Origin of the sequence: Candidatus Accumulibacter sp. ACC005 (assembly GCF_907163215.1) — a bacterium.
In the GTDB taxonomy this organism is placed as follows: Bacteria; Pseudomonadota; Gammaproteobacteria; order Burkholderiales; family Rhodocyclaceae; genus Accumulibacter; species Accumulibacter regalis.
Map to the genome: position 1 here is coordinate 33,247 of NZ_CAJQUB010000013.1, position 14,693 is coordinate 47,939.

General features: G+C 63.6%; 18 protein-coding genes. All 18 read left to right on the top strand.

All coding sequences use genetic code 11. The annotated features are described in order from the left end of the window. Nucleotides 1-155: 155 nt before the first annotated feature. Entirely contained in the window at nucleotides 156-335 is a 180-nt protein-coding gene (locus QZ613_RS16545; protein ID WP_291983279.1) for a hypothetical protein, read from the top strand. Between the two features lie 880 nt (nucleotides 336-1,215). Further along, nucleotides 1,216-1,986: a hypothetical protein gene (locus QZ613_RS16550; protein ID WP_291983281.1), complete on the top strand. Its 771-nt coding sequence runs from the start codon at nucleotides 1,216-1,218 to the stop codon at nucleotides 1,984-1,986. Between the two features lie 15 nt (nucleotides 1,987-2,001). After that, on the top strand, nucleotides 2,002-2,835 hold the full coding sequence (locus QZ613_RS16555; RefSeq protein ID WP_291983282.1) for an L-type lectin-domain containing protein: 834 nt from the start codon (nucleotides 2,002-2,004) through the stop codon (nucleotides 2,833-2,835). 380 nt (nucleotides 2,836-3,215) lie between these two features. Further along, complete coding sequence (locus QZ613_RS16560) at nucleotides 3,216-3,644, top strand: lytic transglycosylase domain-containing protein (RefSeq protein ID WP_291983284.1); 429 nt, start codon at nucleotides 3,216-3,218, stop codon at nucleotides 3,642-3,644. After that, nucleotides 3,632-4,318 (top strand): OmpA family protein, encoded by a 687-nt coding sequence (locus QZ613_RS16565; RefSeq protein WP_291983286.1) that lies wholly within the window; start codon nucleotides 3,632-3,634, stop codon nucleotides 4,316-4,318. Before QZ613_RS16560 ends, QZ613_RS16565 begins: the two co-directional genes overlap by 13 nt. A gap of 4 nt (nucleotides 4,319-4,322) precedes the next feature. After that, nucleotides 4,323-4,517 carry a hypothetical protein gene (locus tag QZ613_RS16570; RefSeq protein WP_291983288.1) on the top strand — a complete coding sequence of 65 codons (195 nt, stop codon included), beginning with the start codon at nucleotides 4,323-4,325 and terminating at the stop codon, nucleotides 4,515-4,517. After that, on the top strand, nucleotides 4,510-4,803 hold the full coding sequence (traA, locus tag QZ613_RS16575; protein WP_291983290.1) for a TraA family conjugative transfer protein: 294 nt from the start codon (nucleotides 4,510-4,512) through the stop codon (nucleotides 4,801-4,803). Before QZ613_RS16570 ends, traA begins: the two co-directional genes overlap by 8 nt. A gap of 14 nt (nucleotides 4,804-4,817) precedes the next feature. Next, nucleotides 4,818-5,108 (top strand): type IV conjugative transfer system protein TraL, encoded by a 291-nt coding sequence (gene traL, locus QZ613_RS16580; protein WP_043564723.1) that lies wholly within the window; start codon nucleotides 4,818-4,820, stop codon nucleotides 5,106-5,108. Between the two features lie 3 nt (nucleotides 5,109-5,111). Further along, nucleotides 5,112-5,702 (top strand): type IV conjugative transfer system protein TraE, encoded by a 591-nt coding sequence (gene traE, locus QZ613_RS16585; protein WP_291983293.1) that lies wholly within the window; start codon nucleotides 5,112-5,114, stop codon nucleotides 5,700-5,702. Continuing rightward, nucleotides 5,638-6,360 (top strand): type-F conjugative transfer system secretin TraK, encoded by a 723-nt coding sequence (locus tag QZ613_RS16590; RefSeq protein WP_291983295.1) that lies wholly within the window; start codon nucleotides 5,638-5,640, stop codon nucleotides 6,358-6,360. Before traE ends, QZ613_RS16590 begins: the two co-directional genes overlap by 65 nt. Beyond that, complete coding sequence (locus QZ613_RS16595; protein WP_291983297.1) at nucleotides 6,353-7,630, top strand: TraB/VirB10 family protein; 1,278 nt, start codon at nucleotides 6,353-6,355, stop codon at nucleotides 7,628-7,630. Before QZ613_RS16590 ends, QZ613_RS16595 begins: the two co-directional genes overlap by 8 nt. 3 nt (nucleotides 7,631-7,633) lie before the next feature. After that, nucleotides 7,634-8,344: a DsbC family protein gene (locus QZ613_RS16600; protein WP_291983299.1), complete on the top strand. Its 711-nt coding sequence runs from the start codon at nucleotides 7,634-7,636 to the stop codon at nucleotides 8,342-8,344. Further along, a complete protein-coding gene (traV, locus tag QZ613_RS16605) occupies nucleotides 8,341-8,949 on the top strand; it encodes a type IV conjugative transfer system lipoprotein TraV (RefSeq protein WP_291983300.1) in 609 nt (202 codons plus the stop codon). The genes QZ613_RS16600 and traV overlap by 4 nt, the downstream gene beginning before the upstream one ends. Beyond that, on the top strand, nucleotides 8,946-11,531 hold the full coding sequence (gene traC / locus QZ613_RS16610) for a type IV secretion system protein TraC (protein WP_291983301.1): 2,586 nt from the start codon (nucleotides 8,946-8,948) through the stop codon (nucleotides 11,529-11,531). The genes traV and traC overlap by 4 nt, the downstream gene beginning before the upstream one ends. A gap of 12 nt (nucleotides 11,532-11,543) precedes the next feature. Beyond that, nucleotides 11,544-11,936 (top strand): hypothetical protein, encoded by a 393-nt coding sequence (locus tag QZ613_RS16615; protein WP_291983302.1) that lies wholly within the window; start codon nucleotides 11,544-11,546, stop codon nucleotides 11,934-11,936. 3 nt (nucleotides 11,937-11,939) lie between these two features. After that, entirely contained in the window at nucleotides 11,940-12,722 is a 783-nt protein-coding gene (locus QZ613_RS16620; RefSeq protein WP_291983303.1) for a conjugal transfer protein TraF, read from the top strand. Nucleotides 12,723-12,730: 8 nt separating this feature from the next. Continuing rightward, on the top strand, nucleotides 12,731-14,155 hold the full coding sequence (locus QZ613_RS16625) for a conjugal transfer protein TraH (RefSeq protein ID WP_291983304.1): 1,425 nt from the start codon (nucleotides 12,731-12,733) through the stop codon (nucleotides 14,153-14,155). 33 nt (nucleotides 14,156-14,188) lie between these two features. Beyond that, nucleotides 14,189-14,693 (top strand): conjugal transfer protein TraG N-terminal domain-containing protein (locus QZ613_RS16630; protein ID WP_291983305.1); only part of this gene is annotated, 505 nt, incomplete at its 3' end.

Sequence of the window (14,693 nt, forward strand, 5' to 3'; positions counted from 1 at the left end):
TGTGCGACGGGCAGGCACAGGCTGCCTTCGATTTGGCAGGCACGCTATGGACGCGTTTGAAAGTACCGCACAATCGCGTGATCTGTGCCTGGCTCGGTGCGCTCGCCGCGCTTGCAGCGGGGGGCCAGCAAGCGCGATGGACGGAGTACCGAACCTTGCTGGCCGCTCGCGAGACCGCGCTCTCGCCGACCGCCTGGGGCCTGGTCGAAGTAGAGCAGTGGCTCGACCGCCAACGCCGCGACACCAGTTTCGACCGCGGCGCGCTCGCGAGCATCGAAGAGATCCACCGCCTGTTTCTCGCCCATTTCGGCGAGGCGGGACCGGAGATTCGGTGAGCGGGCGACGCGGGAGGTCAGGCCGCTAGCCTAGTCGTCCGACGTCGCATCCGCTTACGGATCGGTACCTGTGGCGGCCGCACTTGTCGGTTGGACCACCTGCGGTTTTCCCTGCGAGAGGCCGCGGCCCCGGCCAATACGAGGCCCCAGGTCGCCAAAACGGTGAGTGTGGTCACCCGATTTGATGTTCCGATGATCACGTTCTTTGATGGTTGTCGGTGGCGTTCTTGCCACTCTCCCTTCAACATCGCGCCAAGGCTACCCTCCACTCCGGCAGCATCAAGGCCAAGCCCTTCGGGTGCGGGCTTCGCCCGCAGCCTTGACCCTGCCTACGTTCCGGGTGTTTTGTCGCCATGCCGAATGGCTCGTTGTGTGCCGCACGCGCACCATGCAACAAGCACAACTCGTGCCTGGCGACGTATCGTATCTCACTGATTTCGCGCACAGTTTTTTGGTCAAGTTTGATGATGGCAAATCACCCCTCCACATCAACGTACGTGATCAAAAACAGGCCGTTTGCCATCGAGAATGCTGACCCTGCTCAACGGCTCCCGCAAGACGCGGACCGTAACGGACGACCGCCGATGCCACCCTTGAGCGGCGCTGATCCGGAGGCTTTCGGAATCCCTCTGCAGGGCCGAGAACTTTCCAGTCTTTTGCGACGCCACTCCGGATTCTGGATGCCCATCGGCTCCGCGATCCGCGCCTGCCATCTAGCCTAGTTGCCTTCCCGCCCTGCTACCACGGGCTTTTGCCGTTGACAGCGGGAGCGCACAGTGAGCAGGCATGCTTCCTGCTAAACGTCCTGCAAGGTCGGCGAAAACCTGATCGCATCCCCGGTCAGTCGCCGGGAAGCCATATAACCCCTTGGGAGAAGACCATGACCGTCCAACCGAGTACCTCGACCACGGCTGTCCGCGAGTCCGCAGCCGAATCGGCGACGATACCTGAATTCACGGAGCACGCCGCCGTACCCGGGGCGATTGAAGTCTTGCGTGCAGGGAGTGGATCTCCGATCCGTTTCGGCGACGAGGAGGCGCTGCGTGCGGCGATCCTGGCAGGCGAGATTCGTCGCATGGATTCCGTCCGGCGCATTGTCGTTACAACGTCGGGCGATGAGACGTCACCCAAATGGACTACCGTCGAGGAGTTCGCGCGCGGGAACGCGAGTCTCCGCCGGCTTTACCGTCCGATGTGGACGCTGGGTCTCCACTATGCGTCGCGTGGCGCGCTTGCGGGGATAGCGGTAAAGGCCCTGGACACGACGGCGACTCTGTTCTACGTCAATCCCAATGCCGGCTGGCTGTGGCTGGGCACCATTGCGTCACTGTTTCTGACGAGGAAATGGCCGTGGGCGCCGGCGGTACCGCTGGTCATCGCGCTCAACGTGTTTCCCAAGGCCAATTTCTTCATCATGGCACTGGGCACAGCGACCGCCGGCGCGTTTTTCGGTTGGCCGCTGGGGATGATCGTCGGCGTGCTGGTCGCGCGCTTTCATTCCTCGCCCGATGCAGTGGCTCCCGATGCCTTGCCTGAGGGTAGCCGCCCCCTGTGGCTAGGTGTGGCGCTGCCCGCAGCAGTTCTGCTGGCGGGCGCTTCGCTCTACATCTGGGTTCACCTGAAACTCGCCGCTGGCGAGATCACGTTCTGACGCAAGGAGATGATCATGACTATCCGTACGATTTCCCCAAGTGCCCTGGCACTGGCTGGACTGTGCAGCGCACTGCCGGCACAGGCCGTGCCGATATTCGGCCAGGACTTCCAGCTCAACGATGTGGCCGCATACGGAGAGAGCTTCATCCAGCTCACGCGCTCGGATATGAACTTCGACCGGGGCAGCGCATTCATGACCACACCCCTGTCGCTTGCCGGCAACAGTTTCGCAGTGGCGTTCTCGTTCAGAATTCTGGGCGGCACGAGCGGCGCGGATGGTTTCACGCTCGCCTTCCAGAACATCGATGCGTCGTACGTGGCCTTGGCCGGCGGGAATCTCGGGTTCTATCCCGTACGCGGCGGCGACGGGCGCCCGCTCCGGTCAGGCGAGGCCTATGCGATCGCGTTCGACACGTTCCGCAACAGCGATTACGGGGATCTTGACAACAATCATGTCGCGACCCTCGACAACACGACCTATCAACTGCGCCACGCGGCGCCATCTCCATGGGACCTCAACAGCGGCGATGAACTCTTCGCCTGGGTACTGTATGACGCCCCAACGACGGAGATCTCCGTCTACCTGAACGACTCGAACACGCGACCGGCATTGCCGCTACTGGTGGATACGATCGACCTGCGGAGCTGGCTCGGTGACAGCAGCTTCGTCGGCTGGACGGCAGCGACGGGCGGGCTGACCAACGCCCACGTCATCACTTCGTTTGCGCTGAAGAACCCTGTGCCGGAACCATCAACCTGGACGCTGATGGCGGCGGGGCTGGGCATTCTTTCCGTTGCCGCTGGGCGCCGCCGTCGATCCGCAGCCTGGCTTCTTCCGGCCGCCTGAGCTGAAGTCGAGCCGGGCTGACGGTGCTGTTCTGCCGCCAAGGTCCGGCATGCGACCTTGTTTTATATGCTGTTTTCTAATAGGTCACGCTCCAGCTTCACCTCCGCCAGATCCTTCCGCAATCGGGCAAGTTCTACTTCATGCTTTTTCAGCTTACCCCATTCGGTTCAATGCCTGGCTTGATGGGGATATGCCCTTATGTTGCCTTCAGAGGGTTGCTCGCGACCCATCTGCACGAGAACGCAACAAGTTTTCCCCTGGCCAAGCACCGTCGCCAAATGCCTAATCGCCGCGCAGCCCCCAACACTAATCCTCCGTTAACCGAAATGCGCCCTTAACGGTCACATTTCAGCGACGCAGAAAGCGTCTGGCTTCCTACCATGGCAGCCATGACTCGCGCCTTCCTGACCATCCTCCTGCTGCCCGCGGCCTTTTCCGCGCAGGCCGCCTGCTTCGAAGAAGCCGGTCGCCGCTATGGCATTCCGCCATCCCTGCTCAAAGCAATCTCCGCAGTCGAGTCCAACTCCAACCCCGCCGCACGCCATCTCAACCGCGATGGCTCCGAGGACCTCGGGCACATGCAGATCAACAGCCGTTGGCTGCGCAAGCTGGGGTCGTATGGCATCGGCCGCGATCAGCTTTTTGATGCCTGCACCAGTACGTACATCGGCGCCTGGATTCTCGCGCAGAACATCCGCCGCTTTGGCTATGGCTGGGAAGCAGTAGGGGCCTACAACGCCGTCTCTCCCGACAAACGCGCGGCCTATGCCGGCAAGGTCGCCTCGCGGGTCAAGCCATGGCGCTCCTGAACCGTGTCGCCATTCTGCTCTTCACGACCTCGCTGCTGGTCGGGTGCGGGAGCCTGTCTCCAGCGCTTCCTCGAGCGCTGCCCGAAGGGAATCCCAAACCGATGGCGAGCGACAGGATTGCCTGGATCGAACGCCAGTTCAAAACCTGCCGCGGCACCGCCTGCCCGATGCCCACACGCAAGACGCTGGCGGTCGTCGCACTTCCCGTTGCCGAGAGTGATCCAGCGCGTACCGTTCCTGGTGTCCAGGCGACCACCACACCGCTCGCTTCTGATTCTCCAGTCGCCACCGCTGCCGAGCCGGCGACCGCCACCATTCTCTTCGAGTACGGCCAGGACACTCCCACCGCCGATGGACAACGGGCGTTGGTGCGCCTGGCAGCCATCGCAGCGAACTACCAGCGCATCGAGCTGTACGGCCGAACCGACGATATCGGCGGCAAAGCCTACAACGACCGGCTCGCCAGACGGCGTGCCGAGTCCGTCCGCTCATGGCTCCTCGACAGGGGCGTCGAGGCCGAGATCGTGGTTCGTGCTGAGGGCCTGTGCTGCTACTTCGATCCGGCACCCACCGAAGCGGCGCGCCGAAGCAACCGCCGTGTCGAGGTACGTCTCGCCGGCCCGCATGACGGGCTCAGTGACAACAACCGCAGCAACAACCGCAAAGGAGCATAGCGACGTGAGATTACCGCATACCCACAGTTTCATCCGCGACGTGGTCATTTCCGGCGGCTTCATCGCCATCGGCATCCTCGCCCCGGGCTCGCCGATCGAAGGCGGGTTCGACGCCCATCTGGGCGGCATCGCCCTCGGCCTCGGCCTCGGATGGCTCATCAAGTCTTGTGTCGATCTCAAAGGGAACCGTCATGGATAGCCGTCGTAACTGGATCAAGGGCGCCCTGGCGCTCGTCTTGCTGACCGCCGCCACCGGTGCGTTGGCGGGAACCACCGGCACCGAGTTTCAAAGTCTCTATACCTGGCTGACCGGCATGGTCCAGGGCTACTTCGGCAAGGCGGCTGCGATCGCTGCGATCGGCCTGGGCGCGCTCTTCTCGCTGGCGCGGCTCAACCCGATGCCGATTCTTTCCGGGGTCGCGTTCGCGGTGTTCCTGCAATACGCACCGACGATCTCGACCGGCATCCTGACCGCCACGATCTGAATCCGGAGAACGCCGTGGACGAGATCGGTTACATCCCGAAGTCACTCGAAGCCCAGGAACGCTTCCTGTGGTGGGATTTTGATCAGGCCATCCTCTTCCTGCTGATCATGGGGACGGGCGTGATCTCGGGGGCCATGCTGGCCGGGATGGTCTGCGGCGCGCTCCTCGCCTGGCAGTACGGCCGGATCAAGACCGGCAAACACCCCAAGTTCGCCTTGCACGCGCTCTACTGGTGGCTGCCGAGCGGGATCGTCGTCCGCCTGCGGGCGACCCCGCCGTCGCATCTGCGCTTCTTTCTCGGCTGAGCCATGCGCCTTCGAACCTTCACCTCCGAGCGGGACAATCATCGCGCTGAAATCACTTTCATGCGCATCGCCGTCGGTGGACTCGTCCTCGCGCTGCTGGCCAACGCGGGCGCCTTGCTCGGCGTCGCCGGCTCGGAAAGAACCGTGCTTCTGCCGCCGGAAGTGCACAAGAGCTTCTGGGTCAGTGGCGAGAAGGTTTCCGGGGATTACCTGCAGGAGATGGCGTACTGGTACGCGGGGCTGGCGCTCAACATCACGCCGCACGTCGCCGAGTACCAGAAGGATCTCTTCCTCAAATACGCCGCCCCCAGCGAATACGGCCGTCTCCAGGCCGAGTTCGGCGCCCGTACCGATTTCATTCGCAAGAACAACGCCTCAACCCAGTTTTCTGCGCAATCGGTGATGCCCGACGAGAGCGCCATGAAAGTGGCCCTCGCCGGGGTCCTGATGACCTGGGTCGGGGACAAGAAAGCTTCCGAGAAGCAGACCACCTACCTGGTCGGCTTCCGTTACCGCAATGGGAGACTGCATGTATCCGAATTCAGGGAAACCAGCGATCGGGACCCGTTTGGCGTTGACGCTGCTGCTCGCTAGCGTCACCTCGCCGATCTTCGCCGGGCAGCTCCTCGAGGGTCGCCCGGACGATGCGCTGATCGCCACGGTCTCGCGCAACGAACCGAACCTGATCCGCGTCGATGGCGGAAAGATTCGCCGTATCCACGGCGTCGAAGGCGAGTTCGTCGTCAGTGCCGACCGGGAAACCGGCGCCGCCTACCTCAAACCGACGACCGAAGAGCCGCAGTTCAGCGTCTTCGTCGCCGACGATGCCGGCCGCCACTGGAAACTGTTGCTTCACACCGCCGACATCCCGGCAGAAACGCTGGTCATCCGCGATCGTACTCAGGCACGCAGCGAGGGCAAGGCCATTCTGGCCGACGACTCGCGCCTCGGCGCGATCCGCCGTGTGCTTCTGGCGCTGGCGCGCGATGCCGAACCCGAAGACATGACCGCCCGAAACACGCTGGAGATCGTCCCTCTCTGGAACGAAGCCCGCCTGATCCTGGTAAGGACGCTGGACGGCGCCTTGTTCGGAGAGAAGTACCAGCTGACCAACGTCTCTTCGTCGCGAATGGTGATCGACGAGCGTGAGCTCTATCGACCGGGCGTGCTGGCGGTGATGGTCGACTCGCTCGAACTCGAACCGGGTGAAAGCACGGACGTCCTGGTCGTCCTGGAGGGACGCGATGGCTGAGTCACCCGGCAACCGGATCGCCTCGACGATCGCCAGGCTGTCCCCGAAACAGCGGCAGCTTCTGATCCTGGGGCTCGGGGGGTCGGTCTTCACGCTGCTCATCTTCGGCGGAGTGGCGCTTTGGGACCAGCCGACCTCGCTTCCCGAGGGAACGCCGCCGGTGCGCCCGCACCCCCTGCCGATCAGCGCTCCCGGCGCCCAGGCCGACCCCCGCGACATCTGGATGAGCAAGTCCAGCGAACAGATGCGCCAGATGGAGGAGATGATCCAGGGCCTACGCCAGCAGGTCGACCTGATCGAGCGGCAGCCGCCGCTTTCGAATCCGGTTGTGCAGGCACTGCCGCCGCAGCCGCTTCCCTCGCCGCCACCACCGGTGATCGAGCCCCACAACCTGCCACCAATGCCTCCGCTGCCCCCGCTGCCGCCGAATCCAGGTGCAGGGATGAACCCCGACGGACAGCTGGCGTTACCGAGGCCACCGGGGATCGCCACCTTTGAAGTGAGCGACGCCAAGGTCAGCGCACCCGCGGTGGGCGGGCAGGGGGCCGACCAGAAAGACGCCCGCAGCTACGTGCCATCGGGCTCGTTCTTCCGGGCGGTATTGCTCGGTGGTCTCGATGCGCCCACCGGCGGTCAGGCGCAAAGCAACCCGCACCCGGTCCTGATGAGGGTCCAGGACAACGCCTTCCTGCCGAACCGCTACCGCTTCAAGATCAGGGAATGCTTTGCGCTGGGTGCCAGCTATGGCGACATCAGCGCCGAGCGCGCCTACATCCGACTCGAATCCCTGTCCTGTGTGCGCCATGACGGCAAGGCGATCGATGTCCCGGTCAAGGGCTACGTCGTCGGTGAAGACGGCAAGGCCGGCATGCGTGGCCGTCTGATCAGCAAGCAGGGGCAAGTGCTCGCCAATGCCCTGCTCGCCGGTATCGGCGCGGGTATCGGCCAGGCTTTTCAGCAAAGCGCGATGACCGTCTCGACGAGTCCGCTGGGGTCGATCGGGTCCGTCGATCCGGGGAAACATGTCCAGGCCGGTCTGGGAACCGGCGTCGGCAAGGCGCTCGACCGTCTCTCGCAGTACTACATCACGCTGGCCGAGAAGATGTTCCCGATCATCGAGATCGATGCCGGTCGCACCGTCGAGGTGGTGTTTACCAAAGGCTTTTCTCTCGCCGGCGGCTCCGCGGGCGGCGATTCCGATAGCTACACCGACATCTGGCGGCGCGGCCGCGAAGTCCAGAAGAAACCCCTCGAACCTTTCAAGGAGTGATCCATGTCGTTCAAACCCCTACTGGTCCTGCTCTCCCTGACGCTCTCCATAGCGCACGCCGACGAAAACGTCGAGGCCATGACCGCGCGCCTCAAGCAGATGTATCCGGCGACCCGTATCGAGCGTGTCGACAACTCGGAGATTCCCGCCCTCTATGAAGTCGTGATGGGGCAGAACGTGGCCTATACCGACGCCTCCGGGCGCTACTTCGTCTTCGGACATCTCTTTGACATGCAGACACAGCGCGACCTGACGGCCGAGCGCCTGGAGAAACAGCAACGTGTCGCCTTTTCCGAGCTGCCGTTCGCCGATGCCATCAAGACTGTTCGTGGCAACGGTGAGCGCCTGCTGGCCGTCTTCTCCGATCCCGATTGCCCGTACTGCCAGCGGCTCGAAGGCGAACTCGAGAAACTCGACAACCTCACCCTGTACACCTTTGCCTATCCGCTGGAGGGGCTGCACCCGGAAGCGAAGGACAAGGCGGTGTCGGTCTGGTGTGCGCCGGATCGTGCGCGTGCTTGGGCCGAACTGATGAAGAGCGGCAAGGCACCGGACAAGCGTACCTGCGATCACCCGGTCGATCGCAACATCTCACTGGCTCAACGGCTGGGGATACAGGGCACGCCCACGCTGCTGTCCGCCGACGGGCGCGTGCTGCCGGGTGCCGCGAGCAGCGAGCGAATCGAGCAATGGCTCGCGGAGATCCAGCCATGAGCCGGGCAGGGGTCTTCGGTCCATTCATGCTCGTGCTCGCTCTCCCGGCATTGCTCGCGGGATGCGCTGGCACGATGTCCGGGCTCGACGGGCAAGGCAAGTTCTCGTGCAAAGCGCCGGACGGGATCGCGTGCGCTTCACTCGCCGGGGTCTACGCCAACGCGTTGCAGAACAACCTGCCGGGCCAGGAGCGGCCGCCTGAAACCGTCACGACGCCCAAGGTCGCGAGCCCTGGCCATACGCCCCCGTCGACCATCACGCGTCCCGTGCCCAGCTCCGGCGAGCCCATCCGCAGCGCCCAGACAGTGCGACGGATATGGCTGGCGCCCTGGGAGGACGACGAGGAAGTGCTGCACGACCAGTCGTACGTCTACTTCGTCGTCGATCCCGGCCGCTGGCAGCTTGCACACACGCGACGCAGCGCCAGTGAGGCGTATCGGCCGGTGATGCCGCCAACCGCCTTCACTCCCGCGGCCACGAATCCCGACGAGCGTCCCGTTCTCCGTATGGAGCGCGAGGCTTCAGGGTCGGCAAGTCCGCCATCGCTTCCGCTGCGGGGGCGCGAGTTACTGCAGCCGCCAAGCGCCTCGGAGGGTAAGGAATGAGCCTGTCCGATGCCCTGCGCGAGGCCTTCCTGCCGGAGCGATCGGCGCACGCCGATCGTCTGCCACGGCGGCTGTTGCGCGAGATTTCCCGCATGCCGCGACTCACCGGCATCCTGCCGTATGTCGCCTGGCAGGAGGAGACGCGACTCTTTGCGCTGGACCAGGGGGCCTTCGGAGAACGCGAATCGCAGGCCATCGGTTTTTGCATCGAGGCCTTGCCGCAAACCGGCGCCAACGACGAAATGGAGAAGGTGCTGGCCAGTCTCTTCGTCTCCTGTCCGCCGGGGACCGGCATTCAGGTCACCTTGTACGGGAGCCCGAACATTCTCCCGGTCCTGCAGGCGCAGGTGAATCTCCTGCCGCGGTCGGGTGCCAATGCCACAGTCGATCATTCGGGTGGCTGGGAAGATCGCCGTCACAACAACATCTTCCGGTTGCTCGCGCGTCGACGTATCGATCACTACCTGCAGGGCACCGGCCAGTCAATTTTTGCGCATCAGACCTATCTGCTGCGCGATTTTCGGGCGGTGATCTCGATCACCCTGCCGCTCGACCCCGAGGTGCCGGCCGACGTCGACGAGGCGCTGCGGGTCCGGGAAAGTGTTCACGCCACGCTCAAGTCGGCGCACCTGCCGGGCTACGACTGGGGACCCGAGCAGCTACTGCACTTTGTCGCGCCCTTCTTCGATCATTCGTCACTATTCACCGGTCGGGGCCTGCGGCCGATCGAATGGAACGAGGCACAGCCACTCCGGGACCAGCTCTCGCACCACGAGATCGCCTCGCGGCTCGGCGATAGCGACATCCGCTTCCGGCAGGCCGGCGGCGACGAATCCGTGCTGCAGCTCTTCTCGGTTCGCCAGTACCCGCGCTACTTTCGCCTCGCCGGCATGAACACCCTGATCGGCGACCCCTACCAGCTCGCCCTGTCGATGCCGTGCCCCTTCCTGATCACCATGGGGGCGGTCGCGCTTGACTACGAGGCGGCGCGAAGCAAGGCACAGATCAAAGCGACGCGCGCGACGCAGAGTGCCGGCTCCTACATGGCCCACTTCCAGCCCGATCTGCAGGAGCGCAAGCGCGACTGGGACATGGTACTCAAGACCTTCGACAGCGGTCGCACGGTGGTCGGGATGTATCACCAGATCTGCCTGTTGGCCAAAGCCACGGAGGCCGCGCGCTGCGAGCACGCCGTGCGGGCGGTCTGGCGTGCCCGCGGCTTCGATCTCACCAAGGATTTCTATCTGCAGCACCAGGCGCTGGCAGCGGCTTTGCCGATGACGCTGACGCCCGCCCTGCAGGCGGACGTGCGTCAGTTCGGGCGGATCAGCACTAAGACCGCCGACAACGCAGTGATGATGTCGCCGCTGATCGCCGAGTGGAAAGGCACGCCGACGCCGGTCATGACGCTCTTTGGCCGGCGTGGCCAGGTGCTCGGCTTCGATCTCTTCGACAACACCGGCGGCAACTTTAATTTCGCGGTCGCGGCGCTGTCGGGTTCCGGCAAGTCGGTCTTCGTGAACGAGATGACCTATCGCTACCTCGGCGCCGGCGCCAAGGTCTGGATCATTGACGTCGGGCGATCGTACAAGAACCTCTGTGACTTGCTTGACGGCGAGTTCATCGAGTTTTCCGATGAGCGGCGCAACACGCTGTGCCTCAATCCCTTCTCGATGATCATCGATATCAACGCCGACATGGAAATGGTCTTGCCGCTGCTGGCCCAGATGGCGAGCCCAAGGGAACCGCTGGACAACTACAGCTACACCGCGCTCGGCTCGGCGATCAAGCGCGTCTGGGATGCCAAGGGCCGAACCGCGACGATCACCGACATCTACACCCTTCTGCAGACCGGCCGGCTGTCGAGTGAAGGCGAGTACGAGCGCGACCTGAGTCGCCTGGCGACGGCGCTGGAGCCCTATACCCGGCACGGGGTCTATGCGAGCTACTTCGAGGGGGACGCCAACATTGCCTTCGACCGGGATCTGGTGGTTCTCGAACTCGAAGAGCTGAAGGCCAAGAAGGACCTGCAGTCGGTGGTGATGCAACTCATCATGTACCGCATCACCCAGGAGATGTACCGCGACCGCTCCCGGCGCAAGCTGGTGATCATCGACGAAAGCTGGGATCTGATGGGCAGCGGTGCCAGCGGCAGTTTCATCGAAGCCGGTTATCGCCGCGCCCGCAAGTACGGCGGCGCCTTCGGCACCATCACCCAGTCCGTGGACGACTACTACAAGAACGAGGCGACCCGGGCGGCGATCAACAACGCCGACTGGCTCTTTCTGCTGCGTCAGAAACCAGAAAACATCGAGCGCCTGGGAACGGAGGGGAAACTCGTGCTCGACGAATGGCTGAAGCGCCAACTGGCCTCGGTGAGTACCGAGCACGGCCATTTTTCTGAAATCTACATTCATTCGCCGGTCGGCTCCGGTCTCGGGCGACTCCTGCTCGATCCCTTCTCGATGCTCGTCTATTCCACACGCGCCGAGGATTTTCAGGCGATCAAGCGCTTGCGCGAGCAAGGGCTGTCGGTTTCGGAAGCGGTCGAGCGGCTGGTCATTGAACGTGCGTCACGGTAAGGCGGAGCGGTCATGAGTCCTTTCAGAACAGCGTTGCTTACCGGCGCCCTGACGCTGCTGCTCGGCGCAGGCATCGTGGCGTCCTGGTTGCACTTTCGACCTTTGGAGATCCCACGGTTTGCGCGCGTCAATATCGGGGCGCTCGTTGCTCAGCAGCAGCAATCGCTGGTCGAGCGGGTCAAGCCGGGGATGGAGGCTACGGAACAGGCCAGGCTCTTCGAGGACGCCAAAGCCTTCGGGCTGCGGCTCGACGCTGCGCTCGATCAGGTCGCGCAGGAGTGCCAATGCGCGCTGATCAATTCAGCGGCCTTGCTCAAGGCTTCACCAGTCGCGGCGATTCCGGACTGGTCCGCACGGGTGGCGGAAATCGTTGGCACGGCACCCGCAAGCCCGTCGGCGCAGTGATCGATGCGATCCCTGGTCCTTGCCGTGTGCTGCCTCTCGCTCAGTAGCGCGTCAGCGAACAGCGGGCTGGAGTACCCGTCGATGTGGATCTGTGACGAGGATCGCTTCAACTGGTATTGCGACATTCCACCCGATGCAGAGCCAGCCGACAGCGCCCTCGAAGCGACGGCGCTCAGCGAGGAAGACGAAGCCGTTGCGGCCCTGAAGGCGTTGCGAGAAGACGCCGAGCGGAAGAGGGCGCTGGCCATCATCAAGCCGACCCCGGAGAACTTGAAGCGCTACATCGTTGCGCAGGAAGCGCTGATGGACCGGGCGTCCGTCTTCTCGGACGTCTGGCGGCGCGTCATCTGGGCCAATCCCGAACTCAATTACCAGTTGCGTAACCCGTCCAACAACGCCGCCATCCAGGTGCGCGATACCCAGCGCGCGCGCAAGGCAAGCGAGACGCTGGCCGCGCTGGCCGGCGAGTGGGGAATTTTCTTTTTCTTCCGCTCGGATTGCCCGTACTGCCATCGCTTGGCGCCGACCCTGAAGTGGCTCTCCGAGCAGTACGGCATCGCCGTGTTTCCGATCTCGCTCGATGGCGGCGGGCTACCCGAATTTCCACAGCCCTCGCGGGACAACGGCATGGCCGCTGCGCTGGGCGTCAGCGTCGTGCCTTTGGTGGTGCTCGGCAACGTCAAGGATCGCCGGTTGCTTCCGATTGGCTCGGGCGTCCTCTCGGCGCAGGAGATCGTCGAGCGCATCTACATCCTGACGCAAACGCGTCCCGGCGAACTCTATTGAGGCGGATCGTGAATACTCCAGGCTTTCGGCGAACGCTTGTCGTCACACTCGTCCTTGCGGCCCTGACCGGTCAGGCAAGCGCCAATGTCTCGCAGTCGATGCAGGACTGGTTCAACGACATCGGGGCTTACGGCAACGTGACCGGAGCCAACGCCTATCGCGGCCAGACGATGAATTTCTATACGGGCGGCAGTCTGTACATGCGCACGCCGGTGCGCAACTACCCGCTGGCGAGCATCACGCCGCCATCGTTTCGGGCGGGCTGCGGCGGCATCGACCTTTATGCCGGATCGTTTTCCTTCATCAACAAGGACCAGTTCGTCGCGCTGCTGCGAAACATCGGTAACAACGCCATCGGCGCGGCGTTCAACATGGCGCTCTGCTCGATGTCCCCGGACCTTTGCGATCTGCTGAAATACCTGCAGGACCAGGTGTCGAAGATGAACAACCTCAACATCAATTCCTGCCAGGCCGCCGAAGGAATCGTCACCGCCGCCGGGAGCCTGCTGACCGACCGCACCCAGGAGAAGGAAGGCAAGACCGCCGGGGCGAGCCTGAACCTGTTCGGCGATGTCTTCGAGTCCTGGGACGAGTGGAAGAAGAGCCGGGTCACGGCCAGGAACATCCGGACGGCAGCCAGGAACGCGTCAGCGGGCTATCGCGAGCTCTTTGAACCGGGCAACGTCGTGTGGCGATCGCTGTCGCGCGTCTCCGGCGTCACCGACGAAACGAAAGAACTGTTGATGAGCCTGACCGGCACGATCATGGTCACACCACCCGGCGAGAACGGTGACGAGAAAGCCCGCTGGACCTATCTGCCCGGCGGCAAGCTCACCTTCCGGCAGTTTGTCGGTGACGGCGGGTCAGCGACGGTGACCCTGCCGGGCCTCAAATGCGGTGTCGACGCTGCCGAGTGCATGAGCCCCACCTTCTCGGAGCACGCTTTCACCGTGACGCCTTTCTCCCGGCAGGTCAGGACCCGGATCGCTGCCATGCGCGACAAAATCGTCAACCGCGATGCGTCCGGTCAGTCGAACCTGGATACCGCCCTGATCGGCACCTCTTCGCTGCCGGTCTGGAAGATGCTCGCGGTGTCGAGCAGCATCCCAGGGGGTGACCGGATCACCGAGGACTATGCGCAGCTCATCGCCGTCGATGTGGCCTACGCCTACTTCACGAACCTTTCGAAGACGCTGCGCAACGCGCTGCAGAACGAAACCGGCAAGAGCGGCCCCGATGCCGTCGCGGCGGCCGAGAAGATCCTGGTCCGGCTCAATGAGATCGAACAGGAGGCGCGCGACATGCTGCGTGCCGAATACCAGAAAGGCATGCAGGTCGTCGAACTGAGCCGTTCGCTGCAACTCCTGCATCAAAGCCTGAATGCCGGGATGCCGACCAACATTTTCCAGTCGATGATGGTCTTCAACCGCTAGTCACGACGGGTACAAGCGGTAGGGGAAAGCGAAATGTACGAGGTCTATGCCTACTGGAACGTCGCCGAGTTGGAGGCGATGTTCAATGCCGTCGCGGCGATCATGGGTAGCGGTGACTACCTCGGCCTGCTGCGCACCATGGCGATCGTCGGCGTGATCGTCGTCGTCATCGCCACCCTGAGCGGACGCGAACGACTCGACGGGATGTGGAAGTGGCTGTTCTTCCTGGCCATCTTCCAGGCGCTTCTTCTGGTGCCGAAGGTGACGGTGACGATCGTCGATCGCACGGGCAACGAGCCCCCGCGTGCGGTGGCCAACGTGCCGATCGGGCTGGGTGCCTTTGCGCACGCGATGAGCAAGGTCGGTGACTGGCTGACCGGCGCTTTCGAGACCGTGTTCTCGCTTCCCGACGATGTGCGCTTCCGCAAGAACGGCACCCTGTTCGGCCACCGGGTGTTGGCCGAGCGACTCGCCGTGAAGAGCGGCAATCCGATACTGACCAGCAACCTGCTGGAGTTCTACCGCGAGTGTGTGGCCC

Coding starts and splice junctions, on each gene's coding strand:
- QZ613_RS16550 (WP_291983281.1), top strand. CDS start 1,216: ATGACCGTCCAACCGAGTACCTCGACCACGGCTGTCCGCGAGTCCGCA.
- QZ613_RS16555 (WP_291983282.1), top strand. CDS start 2,002: ATGACTATCCGTACGATTTCCCCAAGTGCCCTGGCACTGGCTGGACTG.
- QZ613_RS16560 (WP_291983284.1), top strand. CDS start 3,216: ATGGCAGCCATGACTCGCGCCTTCCTGACCATCCTCCTGCTGCCCGCG.
- QZ613_RS16565 (WP_291983286.1), top strand. CDS start 3,632: ATGGCGCTCCTGAACCGTGTCGCCATTCTGCTCTTCACGACCTCGCTG.
- traA (WP_291983290.1), top strand. CDS start 4,510: ATGGATAGCCGTCGTAACTGGATCAAGGGCGCCCTGGCGCTCGTCTTG.
- traE (WP_291983293.1), top strand. CDS start 5,112: ATGCGCCTTCGAACCTTCACCTCCGAGCGGGACAATCATCGCGCTGAA.
- QZ613_RS16590 (WP_291983295.1), top strand. CDS start 5,638: ATGTATCCGAATTCAGGGAAACCAGCGATCGGGACCCGTTTGGCGTTG.
- QZ613_RS16595 (WP_291983297.1), top strand. CDS start 6,353: ATGGCTGAGTCACCCGGCAACCGGATCGCCTCGACGATCGCCAGGCTG.
- QZ613_RS16600 (WP_291983299.1), top strand. CDS start 7,634: ATGTCGTTCAAACCCCTACTGGTCCTGCTCTCCCTGACGCTCTCCATA.
- traV (WP_291983300.1), top strand. CDS start 8,341: ATGAGCCGGGCAGGGGTCTTCGGTCCATTCATGCTCGTGCTCGCTCTC.
- traC (WP_291983301.1), top strand. CDS start 8,946: ATGAGCCTGTCCGATGCCCTGCGCGAGGCCTTCCTGCCGGAGCGATCG.
- QZ613_RS16615 (WP_291983302.1), top strand. CDS start 11,544: ATGAGTCCTTTCAGAACAGCGTTGCTTACCGGCGCCCTGACGCTGCTG.
- QZ613_RS16620 (WP_291983303.1), top strand. CDS start 11,940: ATGCGATCCCTGGTCCTTGCCGTGTGCTGCCTCTCGCTCAGTAGCGCG.